This is a genomic window from Halomonas sp. TH-94 (assembly GCF_057473365.1).
Map to the genome: position 1 here is coordinate 1 of NZ_JBYCKL010000078.1, position 14,376 is coordinate 14,376.

General features: G+C 60.4%; 13 protein-coding genes. 5 read left to right on the forward strand and 8 right to left on the reverse strand.

The window, feature by feature from the left end; all coding sequences use genetic code 11:
* Positions 1–108 precede the first annotated feature (108 nt).
* Both AC2VNO_RS14765 and hemE read right to left on the reverse strand, forming a co-directional pair.
* A complete protein-coding gene (locus AC2VNO_RS14765; RefSeq protein ID WP_486934845.1) occupies positions 109–480 on the reverse strand; it encodes a VanZ family protein in 372 nt (123 codons plus the stop codon).
* Positions 473–1,555: a uroporphyrinogen decarboxylase gene (gene hemE / locus AC2VNO_RS14770; RefSeq protein ID WP_228573467.1), complete on the reverse strand. Its 1,083-nt coding sequence runs from the start codon at positions 1,553–1,555 to the stop codon at positions 473–475. Before hemE ends, AC2VNO_RS14765 begins: the two co-directional genes overlap by 8 nt.
* A 157-nt stretch (positions 1,556–1,712) precedes the next feature.
* On the opposite strand from hemE, the gene ribA reads away from it, so the two are divergent.
* The 5 genes from ribA to AC2VNO_RS14795 all read left to right on the forward strand — a co-directional run bounded on the left by ribA (position 1,713) and on the right by AC2VNO_RS14795 (position 6,414).
* Positions 1,713–2,348 (forward strand): GTP cyclohydrolase II, encoded by a 636-nt coding sequence (gene ribA, locus AC2VNO_RS14775; RefSeq protein WP_486934846.1) that lies wholly within the window; start codon positions 1,713–1,715, stop codon positions 2,346–2,348.
* A 41-nt stretch (positions 2,349–2,389) separates the two neighbouring features.
* Positions 2,390–3,061 (forward strand): PAQR family membrane homeostasis protein TrhA, encoded by a 672-nt coding sequence (gene trhA / locus AC2VNO_RS14780; protein ID WP_486934847.1) that lies wholly within the window; start codon positions 2,390–2,392, stop codon positions 3,059–3,061.
* A gap of 142 nt (positions 3,062–3,203) precedes the next feature.
* Positions 3,204–4,328, forward strand: coding sequence for a hypothetical protein (locus AC2VNO_RS14785; RefSeq protein WP_486934848.1), 1,125 nt, complete (start codon positions 3,204–3,206; stop codon positions 4,326–4,328).
* A gap of 9 nt (positions 4,329–4,337) precedes the next feature.
* On the forward strand, positions 4,338–4,742 hold the full coding sequence (locus AC2VNO_RS14790) for a hypothetical protein (protein ID WP_486934849.1): 405 nt from the start codon (positions 4,338–4,340) through the stop codon (positions 4,740–4,742).
* 58 nt (positions 4,743–4,800) lie between these two features.
* A complete protein-coding gene (locus tag AC2VNO_RS14795) occupies positions 4,801–6,414 on the forward strand; it encodes a methyl-accepting chemotaxis protein (protein ID WP_486934850.1) in 1,614 nt (537 codons plus the stop codon).
* A 660-nt stretch (positions 6,415–7,074) separates the two neighbouring features.
* Here the strand turns inward: AC2VNO_RS14795 and AC2VNO_RS14800 are convergent.
* The 6 genes from AC2VNO_RS14800 to AC2VNO_RS14825 all read right to left on the reverse strand — a co-directional run.
* Positions 7,075–7,710 carry a hypothetical protein gene (locus AC2VNO_RS14800; protein WP_486934851.1) on the reverse strand — a complete coding sequence of 212 codons (636 nt, stop codon included), beginning with the start codon at positions 7,708–7,710 and terminating at the stop codon, positions 7,075–7,077.
* Between the two features lie 277 nt (positions 7,711–7,987).
* Positions 7,988–8,596: a hypothetical protein gene (locus tag AC2VNO_RS14805; RefSeq protein ID WP_486934852.1), complete on the reverse strand. Its 609-nt coding sequence runs from the start codon at positions 8,594–8,596 to the stop codon at positions 7,988–7,990.
* 160 nt (positions 8,597–8,756) lie between these two features.
* On the reverse strand, positions 8,757–9,182 hold the full coding sequence (locus tag AC2VNO_RS14810; protein WP_486934853.1) for a hypothetical protein: 426 nt from the start codon (positions 9,180–9,182) through the stop codon (positions 8,757–8,759).
* Entirely contained in the window at positions 9,179–12,748 is a 3,570-nt protein-coding gene (locus AC2VNO_RS14815) for a hypothetical protein (protein WP_486934854.1), read from the reverse strand. Before AC2VNO_RS14815 ends, AC2VNO_RS14810 begins: the two co-directional genes overlap by 4 nt.
* Before the next feature lie 11 nt (positions 12,749–12,759).
* Positions 12,760–13,590 carry a DUF4123 domain-containing protein gene (locus AC2VNO_RS14820; protein ID WP_486934855.1) on the reverse strand — a complete coding sequence of 277 codons (831 nt, stop codon included), beginning with the start codon at positions 13,588–13,590 and terminating at the stop codon, positions 12,760–12,762.
* The coding region (locus tag AC2VNO_RS14825; protein WP_486934856.1) for a type VI secretion system Vgr family protein at positions 13,590–14,376 on the reverse strand (787 nt) is incomplete at its 5' end. The genes AC2VNO_RS14825 and AC2VNO_RS14820, both read right to left, overlap by 1 nt.

Below are 14,376 nucleotides of genomic sequence, written 5' to 3' on the forward strand. Positions count from 1 at the left end.
CAGCGCGCCCGCCGCGCTACTTTACGCGTGTCAGCCCCAAAACCCCCCCCCGCCCGCCATGGCACTTGGGGGGGCGTCGTCGATTGGCCGCTCAAGTGCCGCAGGTCACTACCGCAGCAGGAACCGTCGCAAGCCTGCCAGTACCAGTACGGCGGTAGCCGCGCCCAAGGTATTGGCCAGAATATCGGCCCAGTCGCCGCCGCTACGCCCGGGCACGGGCATCTGCAGGTATTCGATGCAGATACCGTAGAGCACCACGAAGACGAAGGTGCGCACCAGCGGTAGCCCGGCCAGGCCGACCAGCCCCGCCAGGCCGGCATAGCCGACGAAGTGGTTGAACTTGTCCCACGGCAGGTTGGTGGGCATCTCGCTGCCTGGGGTCAAGCTGCCGACTGCAATGGCCATTGCAGCCAGCCCGGCCAACACCGCCCACAGGCGGTGTCGGTCGTGCCAGCGGCGCAGCAAGTAGACTTCAGGCATTGTGGTGCTGGATGGCTCGATGATAGCGCGGGCTCAGTTCGTGCAGCGCCTCCATGAAGGCGGTGACATTGTCCGGATCGGTGAACTGGCTGATGCCGTGGCCCAGGTTGAACACATGCCCCGGCCCGTGACCGTAACTGTCCAGGATACGTCCCACCTCGGCGCGAATGGCCGCAGGGCGGGCGAACAGCACATTGGGGTCGAGATTGCCCTGCAGCGCCACCTTGTGGCCCACACGGGCGCGGGCATCGGACAGCTCCGTGGTCCAGTCGATGCCCACGGCATCCGGCCCCGCCAGGGCGATGTCCTCGAGCCACTGGCCGCCATTCTTGGTGAACAGGATCACCGGCACGCGGCGTCCGTCATGTTCCCGAATCAGGCCGGCAACGATCTGCTCCATGTAGCGCAGCGAGAACTCGAGATAGGCCGGCGTGGAGAGCGCTCCGCCCCAGGTATCGAAGATCTGTACCGCCTGGGCGCCGGCACGAATCTGAGCATTGAGGTACTCGGTCACCGCCGTGGCCAGCATGTCGAGCAGGTCGTGCATCACGCTGGGCGTGTCGTAGAGCATGGTCTTCACGTGGCGGAAGTCCTTGCTCGAGCTGCCCTCTACCATGTAGGTGGCAAGCGTCCAGGGACTACCCGAGAAGCCGATCAGCGGCACACGACCGTTCAGCTCGCGGCGGATGGTCGACACCGCCCGCATCACGTAGTCCAGGTCGCGCTCCGCGTCGGGTACGCTCAGTGCCGCCACGTCTTCGGCGGTGCGCACCGGCTTGCGAAACTTGGGCCCCTCTCCGGTCTCGAAGTAGAGCCCCAGCCCCATGGCATCGGGGATGGTGAGAATGTCGGAAAACAGAATGGCGGCATCCAGCGGATAGCGCTCCAGCGGCTGCAAGGTCACTTCACAGGCCAGGTCGTGGTTGCGGCACAGGTCCATGAAATCACCGGCTTCGGCGCGGGTAGCGCGGTACTCCGGCAGGTAGCGTCCGGCCTGGCGCATCATCCACACCGGGGTGCGGTCTACCGGCTGTCGCATCAGGGCGCGCAGAAAACGATCGTTCTTGAGATCCATGCAGGCAGTCATCCACAGGAAATGTCGCCACATTGTAGCGCATCCTTTTTCACGAGGCTTGACCGAGGCCAAGGTCGCGATAATGAGTGCAGGACGCATTGCTGCTAGAATGCGTGATTCACTTCCGGCATCGCCGTGGTCTTGACCGAGGTACTCCGTGACGATTCGATTCATCGCCGCCTCCCGGCTGCCCACTCCCTGGGCTACCTTCACCATGCACGGTTTCGAGGATGAGGCCACCGGCAAGGATCATATCGCCCTGACGCTGGGCGACGTGGCCGACGGCAAGCCGGTGCTCGGACGGGTACACTCGGAGTGCTTGACCGGCGACGCCCTGTTCTCGATGCGCTGCGACTGCGGCTACCAGCTGCAGGAAGCGCTCAAGCGCATCGCCGACGAAGGTCGCGGCGTACTGTTCTATCTGCGCCAGGAAGGGCGAGGCATCGGCCTGCTCAACAAGATTCGTGCCTACCACCTGCAGGATCAGGGCGCCGACACCGTGGAAGCCAACGAGCAACTGGGCTTCGGTGCCGACCTGCGCCGCTACGACCTCTGCGTGCCGATGCTCCAGCATCTGGGCATCCAGAGCCTGAGGCTGATGACCAACAACCCGCGCAAGGTCGATGCATTGACCCAGGCCGGCGTCACCATTGCGGAACGTGTACCCCTGACCACGGGTCTCAATCCTCATAACGAGCAATATCTCTCCACCAAGGCGGGCAAGCTCGGCCACATGATGGCTCTGGGCGACTTCACCCAGGCCAGCGACGTGGATATCGAACGCAAGCCCTGAGCCGCCGAGGCATCAGGGCACTCCAGACGGAAATGAGCCTAATGCCAGCAACGCAACGATCGGGCGGCCATCGCCACCACCTCTTCGAGGAACTGCTCAACAGCATCAGTCACGGGGTTGGCGCGGTGCTGAGCCTGATCGGGGTGATCGTGCTGCTGGTAATTGCCAGCATGGCTGCCCATGTCGACCCGTGGAAGATCGTCGGCATCAGCCTTTATGGCGTGACCCTGGTACTGCTCTACAGCATTTCGACGCTCTACCACGGCGTTCGCCATCCGCGGCTCAAGCGCCTGTTTCAGCATCTGGACCACTGCGCCATCTACCTGCTGATCGCCGGCACCTACACCCCCTTTCTGCTGGTCAACATGCGCAGCACCACCGGCTGGACGCTGTTCGCCATCGTCTGGGGCCTGGCGCTGGCCGGCATCGCCTGCAAGCTCGCCTGGCCGCACCGCTTCACCGTGCTGCGGGTAGCGATCTATCTGGTCATGGGCTGGCTGATCGTCTTTGCCGGCGACACGCTGAGCGCCAACCTGCCCACGGCCGGAATCGCCCTGCTTGTTGCCGGCGGCATCACTTACACCCTGGGCGTCATCTTCTTCGCCATCAGTGCCATCCCCTTCAACCATGCCATCTGGCACCTGTTCGTGCTCGGCGGCAGCATCTGCCACTACTTTGCGGTGTACGCCGCCGTGCTGCCGTTCGGGCCTTGATGCGGCCTTGGCATGATCCACATCATGTCAGCGATCTAGCTGTCACTTCCTAACTTAAGTTTCCTTACCCGCGGCCGATATCCTCATCGCAACCCTTGTCCAAACGGTTGTTTGACCGCATCCCGCCCTACAGGAAACCATGATGAAGTTACAGCGCGCCCTCTTTGTCCCTCTGACCGCTATCGCCCTTGCAGTGGGTAGCTCCCATGCCGTGGCAGCTCCCGATGTTCGCGTCAGCGGCTTCGGCACCCTCGGTTATGTCACCACCGACACCGACGATGCCCAGTACCGCAGCAGCCTGCGCCAGGATAAAGGCGCCACCAAGTCCGACGGCGATTGGGGCGTCGACAGCCGCCTGGGCCTGCAGGCCAACGTAACCTTCAATGAAACCTTCTCGGCCGTAACGCAGGGCTATATCAGCCGCCGCGACGGCGACTCTTCGCTGGATCTCGAGTGGCTGTTCCTCCAAGCAGATGTGATCGACGGAACCAGCCTGAGGGCCGGGCGTATGCTCGTGCCTACTTTCTTCCTCTCCGACTTCCGCCATGTGGGTTACGCCCAGCACTGGCTGCGCACGCCGGTGGAAGTCTACGGCAACTTCCTGAACACCTCCTTTGACGGCTTGCAGAGCGTGTCTCGCTTCTCTATTGGCGATTACAACGCCACAGTTCAGCTTTCCGGCGGCGAGGCCACAGGCAACAAGAAATATTTCGCCATTGGCCCCAACTTTTTTGAAACCGACGAGCAGAGCGACAGCCTCTACTCGGCGAATGTTTCTCTGCAACGGGGCGACTGGACCGGCCGCGTCGGCTACACCCATATGCGCGACGTCGAAATCATCAGCATGGGGCGAGCCGTTAACAGCGGTAATGACAATTTCTACAGCGCGGGCATCCAATACGATAACGGCAGCCTGCTTGGCATGGCCGAACATATCTGGCGTCGCTGGGATGCAAGTGGTGTCGAAGATGGTGCCTTGGACAGCGAAGCCTTCTATCTCACCGCAGGCTACCGTTTCGGCAGCGTGATGCCTTATGCCACTTATTCGGAGTTCACCCCTAAAGGTGAAGGCTATCCGAGTTCCATGGATACCCGTAAGACCACGGCTATCGGGGCTCGTTGGGATGTGGCCAGAAACCTGGCAGTCAAGGCTCAGGTGGAAGAAGTGAGTGGCGGCGTTGGTGACCAGTTTATCGGCAATTTGGAACACCAGCTGGGTCAGCCGACCACCCAGGTTTACAGCATCGCCCTCGACTTCATCTTTTAAGGAGCTGACATGAAAACCAGTAAAGCCATCGTCATTGCCTTGCTTCTTTTCGCTTTCTCCAGCTTCGCCATAGCCGCCGACCTGGTGGTGGTTGGGCATCCTTCAGCGTCGCCCCTGAGCAAGGCGCAAGTGGCTGACATCTACCTGGGCAAGACCAATAGCGGCACGCTGTACGACCTGCCCGAAAACAGCCCGCTCTATGCTGCCTTCTACCAGCAAGCCACCGGTCGCAATGTTGCCCAGGTGAAATCGACCTGGGCTCGGATCGTCTTCTCAGGTCAGTCACAGGCTCCCACCCAGCTGCCCGATTCGAATGCCGTCAAGCGTGCCGTGGCAGAGGATCCGCGTGCCATTGGGTACATAGAAAGATCGGCCCTTGATTCATCGGTCAAACTGCTTCTCGACCTGAATTGATGGATGCTCACCGGCCCAGCAAGGGCCGGTTTTTTCATTCATAGGCATGAGGCGATTCATGAAAATACGCACAAAGATATGGATGCTGCCACTCAGCGCCGCGCTGATCTTCCTGGTGGGCATCAGCTTCAGCTACCTGGTGGGAACGAACACCTCTTCTTCCATCGAGCGTCTGAGGGATATCGATAACCCTTATATGTTGGAAATCAATCAGATCGATCGTCATATCGACGCCTTCCGTACTCAGCTTCAAGCTGCCGCGGCCGAAGGCGACATTGACGCCCTGGATCTGGTCGAAGCACTGAATCAACAGGTTTTTTACCATATCCAAAGAGTCGCCGAGATAGCCGGAAAGCAGGAGATTGCCAACCAGCTCACAGCCTATTACGACGACTACCAGTCAGCCGCGCTCGGCGCCACCCGCGCCATGCTCGGGGTGGGCGAGTTGGGCAACCAGATTGCCCAGATGCAGGCGGCACAATCCAGCCTGGCAGAGCTCGTCGACTCGGAAATGGCCTATGCCATGCAAGCCACCCTGGACCGTCAGGCGGAAGCAGACCGCGGCATAACCACATCGCTGCTGGTCAATCTGCTGACCGGCCTGGCCGTGCTGCTGGTACTCGGACTTGCCTCCTACCTCGTCATCAATGCCGTCTGGCGTGAGCTTGGCGACGAACCGGACAATATTCGCAAGGCGATGAAACGGGTCACCGAAGGTGATCTCAGCACCGACTTCACGATAGCGAAAAACGACCGGGACTCGCTCAACATGAGCGTCCGCCAAATGGTCCTGACCCTGCGCGAGATCATCGGCCAGATAAGGGAATCCACCGAATCGATCAGCGTAGCTTCCAGTGAGATTGCCTCAGGCAACCACGATCTCAGCACTCGCACCGAAACGACCGCAGACAATCTGCAACGCACTGCCGCTGCCACCGAGCAGTTGACCGTTACAGTTGGCCAAACCGCAGACTCCGCACGTCAGGCCGATCAGCTTGCTTCCGCGGCGGCGAGTGCAGCAGCGCGCGGCGGGGATATCGTCGATCAGGTGGTGGCCAACATGGGAGAGATCGAAGCATCCTCGCAAAAGATCACCGAGATCATCGGTGTCATCGATGCCATCGCCTTTCAAACCAATATTCTGGCGCTGAATGCATCGGTAGAAGCGGCCCGCGCCGGCAAGCATGGTCGCGGTTTCGCAGTAGTTGCCGGGGAAGTGCAGCTGCTGGCCAAGCGCAGCGCCGACGCCGCCAACGAAATCAAGACGCTGATCGGCAGCTCGAGCGAAAAGGTGGTGAGCGGAACCAGGCTGGTAAAAGACACCGGAGAGGCGATGAATGAAATCGTCGTGGGCGTGCAGCGTGTCACCGACATCATCGGAGAAATCAGCGCGGCTACCAGCGAACAGTCATCTGGGCTTACGTCGGTCAACGACTCGGTCGCCGAGCTAGACGACATGACGCAGCAGAATGCCGCACTGGTACAGGAATCCGCTGCCGCCGCAGCGAGCCTGAGCAGCCAGGCTGAACGCCTTTCTCAAGTCGTCGCCGCCTTCCGGTTGGCTCACGGTGACAACCATCAGCAACAAGCACTCCTGACACGAACGTCATGGGACGACGTCGAAACCTCAGTTCGGGTGAACGATTCAAGGCGGTTGCCAGCCCCTGCATGAGGCCAACGGCTGTCCCGAAGCGAACATAGCCATGGCAGGCAATGGCCTTGTAAGCAATATCTTACAAAATATGTCGTCAATCTCTTACGCACAGCTTGACGCAGGTTAACGTCACCCAGCACCGTTAGTTGGCAAAGTAAAAGCGTACTGAGCACGGAGGCTCAGCCAGGGATGACCGAGTCAGGAAGGCTCACTGTCCAAGGATGCTTGAGCGGAAGGATGCTCGAGGTGGAAGTAAGGAAGCGAAGATACAGCCCGGCCGAAAGGCCGGGCTTTTCGTTGCGGATCACTTTAGCACGCCCCGCCTGGCAGAATGAAACCTCACCCCCTTGGCAACGACAGATGCAGAACGCGGCAGCCTTCTGAAATTTTTTCCTTTTATCTATCTCAGGTTAAGTCATTCAGGGCTCATGCCTGCCATGCTGAACACATCGGGCAAGGGACAGCCCAGCAAGGAAGATCGAGCAAAGGAACGCTCAAAACCAAGGATGCTTGGGCAGGAAGCCCAAGGGTGGTTTGATAAGGAAGCGTCGATGAAGAACCCGGCCCAGCGGCCGGGTTTTTTATGGTCAAGTAGTAGCGTCGGCATACAGGTCTCAGGTCCCCTCGTTCACCACTTGAGACCATCAGCCAATACCGGGCCGCAATAGCAGCAACTCGTCAGGCCACGTTGGCCGCAAACGGCAGGGTGCGGTAAGCCGTGCGCGGCGACGGCGGCACCTCGACGCCGTAGCGCTTCTCGATATCACCCATCTCGATGAACTTCTCGCCGCGCTGGTAGGCGGCGCGCAACTGCTTGCTGAGTTCGGCAAGCTGACGGGGAGGCTTGGCCCACTGCTCCCGGGGCAGTGGCTTGGACCACTCGGCCAACCAGTCTTTGGGTACCGCCTTGGGCAGCACGTGCTTCATGCGATATTCGGTGTACCAGTGAGCGAAACGGGCGTGCTCCCACAGCCGCTTGCGACGGAAGCGCCGCCAGCGAGCCATGTCGTTGGTGCGCTCACATTCTGCCTTTTCCCGAGCCACGTAGGCGTCGTACCACTCGAGGCCCCACTCCCGGGCCGAAGGCGTGATGGCCTCGGGGCCTTCCTCCATGAAGCGGCGGATGTACTCCCACTGAGCCAGCGCCCCGGGCAGGCCGCCCACACCGACGACAATGCCGGCCCCGGGCAGAGTGTAACCCGGCCGCTCGGGGTCGGGCGGCAGCAGGGCGAAGTTCCAGCCGAAGCCGGTGACAGCCCCGGCGCTCACGCTGGGGTTGAAGACCGCCAGGGCGATTACGTCTTCCCAAGGCACTAGTACTGTCTGGCACTCCTGGCCGGTGCGCTTGCGGCAGAAGTCGTAGAAATAGGGATAGAGGGGAAGAAAGGCCAGGGATATGCAGAAGCAGTATCTAAAAAGGGAAGATCGCTTCCGGAGTGGCCAAAGCCACATTTAGATAGGCTGCTACCGCCGGGGCAGGCCAACCGTGCCTTCCCTGGCGGGTATCGCATGAGTGCACTCAAAAGCCAAAGATAAAGCGACCCAGGGAGCCCCTTGTGGGGGCCTCAGTATCGGCCGTTTTTGCCAGGTATTAGCGTGAGCGATTGTTGTCTTCTTGCGGCTCTGGCGAGTCCGCGGGTGGTGTCGCTTCGGGCCGGTCGAGGAACTTGCCGGCTTTCCAGGGGAAGCGACCAAAGGCGTTGACGTCCTCCGGTTCGCCCTTGCGGGTCTCGCGGTAGTTGGGCACCGACAGCTCCATCAAGTCCGGGCGGCCACCCCAGGCGGTACCGTCCACCTCGGCACGGTGGGCTTCGCGCAGCGCCTTGAGTTCCGCGTCACTGCTGTTGGCGTAGAGGTCGCGCCAATAGGTGGCGGGGCGGCCCCGCTTGCCCGCCTCGTCATAGGCCTTGGTGGTCGGGTCGAGATGACGGAAGGGTTCGAGTTCCGGCACATCCGGCAGCGGCTGGGAGACATCCATATAGCGCTGCAGCATATCCCAGGCGGCGTAGCGCTGGGCGATGCTGCCGTCTACGGTAAAGCTGAACTCCAGCGGGTGCTTGGTATGCGGAAGACGGCTGCGGTGGGGGTAGCGATGGATAAGCTTGAAAGAATGAAACTGAGAACCCTGGGTGCCCACGGTCATCTCGATATAGGCATCGAATTCGTAGAAGGGAAAGTCGCCGATATCCGTCTTGACCATGCCGGTGCGCCGACAGAAAGCATAATCATCCGACCAGTTCCGGTTATTTCTATAGAATTTTATTTCATGTTTTTCCCAGAGGTGTCGAAAAACAGTGGCAATGCCACATAAAATAACCATCCAAAATACAAGCTTTACCAAAATCCAAGGAAACTCATCGTTACCATAAACAAGAGTTGCCAATCCTCCTAGAATAGCTGTAGCGAAGGCTATTCCAGTGAACATCCACCCCCCCCCCGCCAGTAAAACTGAAACCATGGGAGAAAAGAATAAAAACGAACCTAACTATACGATATAAATCGTTAGCATTTTCGTCGACTCGCTTGGACCAGCGCGACTCATTGATCATGGTATAATCATGATATTCCTCACCAATGTGCTGGTACTCTTTAAACCAAAGATCGGAATATTGGTAAGTGGTGGGGTTAACCCCCACATAGCTGCCCCAGGGCAGGCGAGCCTCGAGGATGCGACCGCGCAGCATCTCGTTTTTGGGGGCATAGCTCTGCTCTGGGATGACATCGGCGCGGTAGGCGGTCTCTGCATAGCCGTCAACTGGTGTTACCGCTTCGCTGTGCAAACTCATCGGCGGCCTCCCTGCCGGGCCCATACCCAAGTCAGCGACGAGGGGTGCGTGGTAAAGGTCATTTCGTCCTCGATAGTTCGATAGGCCCTGGCAGCCCGGTCCCAATACGCTATGGTGCCCTGCCCGGTGAGATCGTCAAGGTAAAGGCGCACCAGGCTGGCCCCTTGGTGATATTCCCGCTGATACTCGGGCTCATGCTGGAAGCGGCCATAACTGTCGCGCAGCCAGCTGGTATCCACGCCCAGGGCGGTGGTGGGAATGCCCAGGCGGTGCCACTGGTCAGGCAGGCGAAGACCAAGATAACGAATGGCGTTATCCTGGGGATCTCCCACATCGACACGGGCCAGCAGGCGTTGCCCCTTTACGACGGGGTAATACTGGTAATAGTGACTCATATCGCGCACTGGAGCGAGGTAGTCGGCGCTGACGCCCAAAGGGGGAAGCTGGAACTCACCGTAGCGCAAGCCGGCGCAGCTGAGCTTGACCGCGATATCGCAATCGGCGAAGCGCGGTGAACGTTCGATCAGCCCCTGGGGGGAGACCAACTCTCCATAGTTGTCGTGCAGCCCTTGCATCAGGTAGAGGTATGCCTGATGGGGGCTGGCGCCCCTAAGCTGTACCAGGTAGTCGTGGATGGCGGCGGCATCCTTGTCGTCCTCTCGGGCGGCGAGCTGGGCTAACCGCGTCTCCAGCTCGTCGCGGCGGCTGCCAAAGGGGCCGTAGTGCACCCAAAGCGAGAATCCATCGTCCCGGTTATTGGTTGCCTGATACTGAAAGACGAGCGAGGCTAAGATACCAAGCACCGTCATCGGCACCGGCCTTGGCGTACCGACCCAGCCCAGTACCCGATTGAGTACCTGATAACGCACCAATTGGTTCTGGGAGATGCGGCCAGCAGCCTCGCCGAAGCCGGAGCCGTAAACGGTCGCCACCCCCATGGCGGCTGCCTGGGCGCTAGTCCAACGGGCGGCTCGCTGCTCGCCGCGCTGGGCAAGCTGATACGCATCGTGGGCAACCAGCGTAGTGGTCAGCAGGCCGGCACCAAGTGTCGCGAAACCACGATACTTTCCTGCCTCCCCCATGGCCTCTTGCCAAATCATAGGTTTAACGTATGGGCTATCAAGGAAATTGTTGATTTTGACAGCCCAGCCCCATTGGGTATTGGCCAACTTTAACCCTTGAGCGCTTAGCAACAGGCTGTCAAAAAGGGCACTTCCTAATTTTGCCGTATTTGCCGCGCCGCCTTCACGACCAAACCTTTCAAGCCCTACTCGAAAGTTGTCTGCTTCAAGTGCCACCAAAACCGCCCAGAAGGCCGTATAGCCGGTTCTTGCTGTATAAAAACGCCACTCGCCCGTTTCTCGCCCCGTGACACGGTAGGTCTGGTTACCGGACGACGAGACAGCATTGCCGCCCAGCACATTGGTCGTGGCGGTGGCCTGTAGAGCCGCACTGGCCTGGGCCATTTCGGCGGACACCAACTGGAATTCACGAGGTGCCAGCCAGGCGATCGCACCATCTCTCAGTTCCACCTTGATCGAAAATCCGCCCCCCAGCGCTCCCTTGAGGTCGGCATAGTCCGTGGCAATATCCACCGTCATGGTCTCGCCAAGCTTGAGCCATGGAATCGCGGCGATCAGCGGGGGCAGGGTGTGGATGACGACGGCGTCGGCGCCATTCAAAGCACGCCGCAAGATATCCGCCGTGGGGTTGTCTTCCTCGACGAGTTGGTTCTGCAGCGCCAGAAGGTCATCCGCAACCATAGTGGCCGCATTGGCTTCCTGGGAGAGTATCTGCTGTGAGGCTTGGGTGATCCGAGCCAGGTCTCGAGCATAGGCCTCGCCCCAGCCATCCTCTCGGCAAAACCGCGTGTCGAACAGCAGCGTCGAGCCAAGGTGCTGGCCGGCATAGAGCGCATCGAGTGTCGCTCGGCAGCGCTCGGGTGAGCGATACTCGGCCAGCTCGTCGGTGGTGCCCTTGGGATCGAACGGCTGCAGGCCGTTGAGCAACATATCGATACCGCGCGCGAGAATGATGTAGGGTTCGAGCAGGTTGATGTCGTCGAACAGCATGGCATCGCGAAAGGCGTGGCCCAGTGCCCCAGGCGAGGTGTCGTCCATCAGTTCCGCCAGGGCGCTCAGCGCCGCATCGCGCCGCAGCCGGGCAAGGCGGCGCTCTTCAAGCTTGGCCAAGCGCGAGAACAGGCTTGCACGGCCCCGATCGAGCCGTCGGTCGTACCAATTATCCAGGTAGCGCGGATTGCTTTCGCCACCCGGCCCTTGGGCCATGAAGCAGTTGGCATGAACCAGCTCCGCAGAAGCCCCGTGGGCGTGATACTTCATGCTCTCGGCCAGCACCATCAACAGCTCGGTGGTCGCCTGGATATCTGCGATGAGATGTTCCGCCGCCTGCTTGGGGTCGCGCAGGAAAATACAGCAGAGCTGTTGCTCGCGCAGCGGAGCCAGGCAGTCGCCCACCGCGGTCGGCGCCTGAAGCAGCGCCAGTTGCGCCTCGTCGGCCTGTTCCTCATCGGGGCGCAGAGGATTACACCACTGGTGCAACAAGGTGCCGCGCAAGGCCGGCGAGAAGTTGCGCTGGCGGTGCGCCATATCGAGTTCAGGAACGGTTGCTTCCTGCTCATCAGAATCGAAGAAGGCTCGCTCGGCGGCAAGCTGATCGAGTAGCGCGGCCCAGCCTTCGGCAGACCGATCTTCGAGATAGTCCCGAGGGCTACCCCAGGCCTGTTCGTAAACGGCATCGCGGGTTCGCATGGGGGGCAGCCAGTCCAGCAGAGCCTTTCCGGCACAATGGTCGCGATCTACCACTATCCCATGCTCATAGAGGTTACGCTGCCGTCCCTGAAGCATCGTGGCGACAGCCGGCTCGTTCAATGCTTGAGGCTGGCAGCGCTTCTCGATCAGCTCTGGGTTGGCTTCCAACTGCTGGATATGCGCCCAAGGCCAGGGGTGGTCGGAAAAAGCCAAACGAACGTTGGCCGTCTCGCCGTTCAGCTTTAAGGGCAAGTGGAGATGTGCCAGGCCCGGCCCTGTGAATTCACGCACCGTAGGCACATCGGCCTGCTCACGATAGGCCGCAATATCGCTGTCGAAAAAGTGCGGCGTTTCGTCCTTGGCACTGGATACCACCAGCTCACGGATCAGTCGGTCATTCAAGAACACATATATGAAACCGCCACGGCATGGCCCCGCTGCCAACTCGTTATGATCGACGTACAGCAGGGGTACGGTCGAAACCATCAGGTTATGCTGGAAAGCCCGCTGCTTGGGAATCAGCCCGCAGCGCGAAAGCTCCTCTACTTCCAATAGAGGAACTTCGATATCGCCGATCTTCTGCACGAGTCGGTAGCTCGCCAGCTCATCCTCGAAATATTCCTGGCTTGTTTCGACGATGGGGCCGAAGCGCCCTTCCGAGGCATCCCCCTCTTCCAGGCGCTCAATGGCCGTGTCACCTTGGTAGAGCCAGTATTCGTACTGGTCGTTATCGGCATGGCGGCCGGTGATTTCCAGATAGATCGCTTTGGGGCTGCACGCGTGGTTCTGTGACATTCCCGTGTCCTTTATCGTGTCATCGCATCGAGAGGAAAGGCGCCCTGCGCATACGCACCCAGCTCCTCGACAAATTGTTCAAGCGCGTCACTGCGTTCAAACATGCCTTGCGCGACTTCCAAGGCTTGCTTGCGCGTCATGTCGACTTGCCAGGTGGCGTGCCAATAGCGCTCCAGCTCTCGCCAGAGGGACGTGATCGCATCTTCCATTTGCAGCAGGCCGAAACGGTGGATGACCTCCCCCAGCAATGGCATCAGGCGAGAAAAGTGCCCCAAGCCTTGTAAGCGTCGCTGAGTCGAAGCATCCAGCCGTAGCTTCTTGGTGGCTGCGATATCGGTCGTGAAAGTCGAGGCATAGCGTTCATGAACGATCCTCCCCTGCATCTGGCAAAGCGGCCATGACCAGCAATTACCCTCCCCCACCAGAGCAAGCCGGTCGGCTGAGTCGAGCAGTCCCTCTCCCAGCAAGAGGTGCAAGGCAGCTGGCTCGTGAAAGCGCAGCAGTCCTGCTCCTTGCACCGGCGTGTCGATGGTCAAGCTAGCCGCCAGGCGCTGCTGTAATTCATCCAACGGCTCAGCCGTGTCGATCAGCACTGAAGCAGCATGGCCAACCCACTCATATCGGTACTGCTGCCAGCAGCCATCGTCTTCTGTCATGTCCAGCAAAACGGGGCCGCTTTCTCTTACCTCATGATACAGAGTGCCTTCATAGAGCCAGCGAAACTCCGGATGATCCGTCGTCTCATAGAAGCGGCGCAACACCTCACCTTCGGGCAGGTTGGCCGTATCGACCAGCCAGTAACGCCGCTCCCCCCCTGCGGGTAAATCCACCAAATAACGCATCAGCCAACCCTACCAAGACACGGGCAGTCCGCCAGGGGGCAACTGCCATCGGTTTGCTTCTGGCAAAGCTGGAGAATGGTCGCTTCTTTTGCAGAAGCCTCCAGTAACGCTTCATGAGTTACGGGCTGAATCGCTTCATGCACTTCCCCCACTGCCTCCCGCGGCAACGCCGGTGCCTGGGCGGCCTGGCCGGAGCCGGAGCCGGGGCTGCCGCCGGAGTTGATCTTGACCTGGCTGCCGACGATGGTGACGCCGCTGGGGTCGAGCTTGACGAAGCTGCCTCCGGCCTTGAGGGTGATCTCGGCGCCGGCTTCGATCACCACCTTCATGCCCGCCTTGTGGTGGATCTCCTGGCCGGCTTCGACGAGCTGGGCGCGGCCGTACTTCTCGTGGCGGCTGGCGTCGACGATGAGGTGGTCGTCGCCGTCGATCTGGGTGTGTCGGCTGCCGTGTACCGTCAGGTGATCGTCGGCGTGGATCTCACCGATGCGGTCGTGGTGCACGGTGAGGAAGCTGTCGTTGCCGATCTCTTCGGTGCGGTCGTTGTTGGTCAGCAGCTCCAGGTCCTTCTGGGCGTGCAGCCAGATCTGCTCGTCGCCGGCTTCGTCTTCGAAGCGCAGTTCGTTGAAGCCTTCGCCCTTGTGGCTCTGGGTGCGGATCACGGTACGCGTCTTGTGCGCCGGCAGTGCGTAGGGCGGGGTGTTGACGGCGTGGTAGGTGCGCCCGGTGATCAGCGGCTGGTCGGGGTCGCCCTCGAGGAAGGAGACGACGACCTCATGCCCGATC

Coding starts and splice junctions, on each gene's coding strand:
- hemE (WP_228573467.1), bottom strand. CDS start 1,555: ATGGATCTCAAGAACGATCGTTTTCTGCGCGCCCTGATGCGACAGCCG.
- AC2VNO_RS14765 (WP_486934845.1), bottom strand. CDS start 480: ATGCCTGAAGTCTACTTGCTGCGCCGCTGGCACGACCGACACCGCCTG.
- AC2VNO_RS14820 (WP_486934855.1), bottom strand. CDS start 13,590: ATGCGTTATTTGGTGGATTTACCCGCAGGGGGGGAGCGGCGTTACTGG.
- AC2VNO_RS14810 (WP_486934853.1), bottom strand. CDS start 9,182: ATGAGTTTGCACAGCGAAGCGGTAACACCAGTTGACGGCTATGCAGAG.
- trhA (WP_486934847.1), top strand. CDS start 2,390: ATGCCAGCAACGCAACGATCGGGCGGCCATCGCCACCACCTCTTCGAG.
- AC2VNO_RS14805 (WP_486934852.1), bottom strand. CDS start 8,596: ATGGTCAAGACGGATATCGGCGACTTTCCCTTCTACGAATTCGATGCC.
- AC2VNO_RS14785 (WP_486934848.1), top strand. CDS start 3,204: ATGAAGTTACAGCGCGCCCTCTTTGTCCCTCTGACCGCTATCGCCCTT.
- AC2VNO_RS14790 (WP_486934849.1), top strand. CDS start 4,338: ATGAAAACCAGTAAAGCCATCGTCATTGCCTTGCTTCTTTTCGCTTTC.
- AC2VNO_RS14795 (WP_486934850.1), top strand. CDS start 4,801: ATGAAAATACGCACAAAGATATGGATGCTGCCACTCAGCGCCGCGCTG.
- AC2VNO_RS14815 (WP_486934854.1), bottom strand. CDS start 12,748: ATGTCACAGAACCACGCGTGCAGCCCCAAAGCGATCTATCTGGAAATC.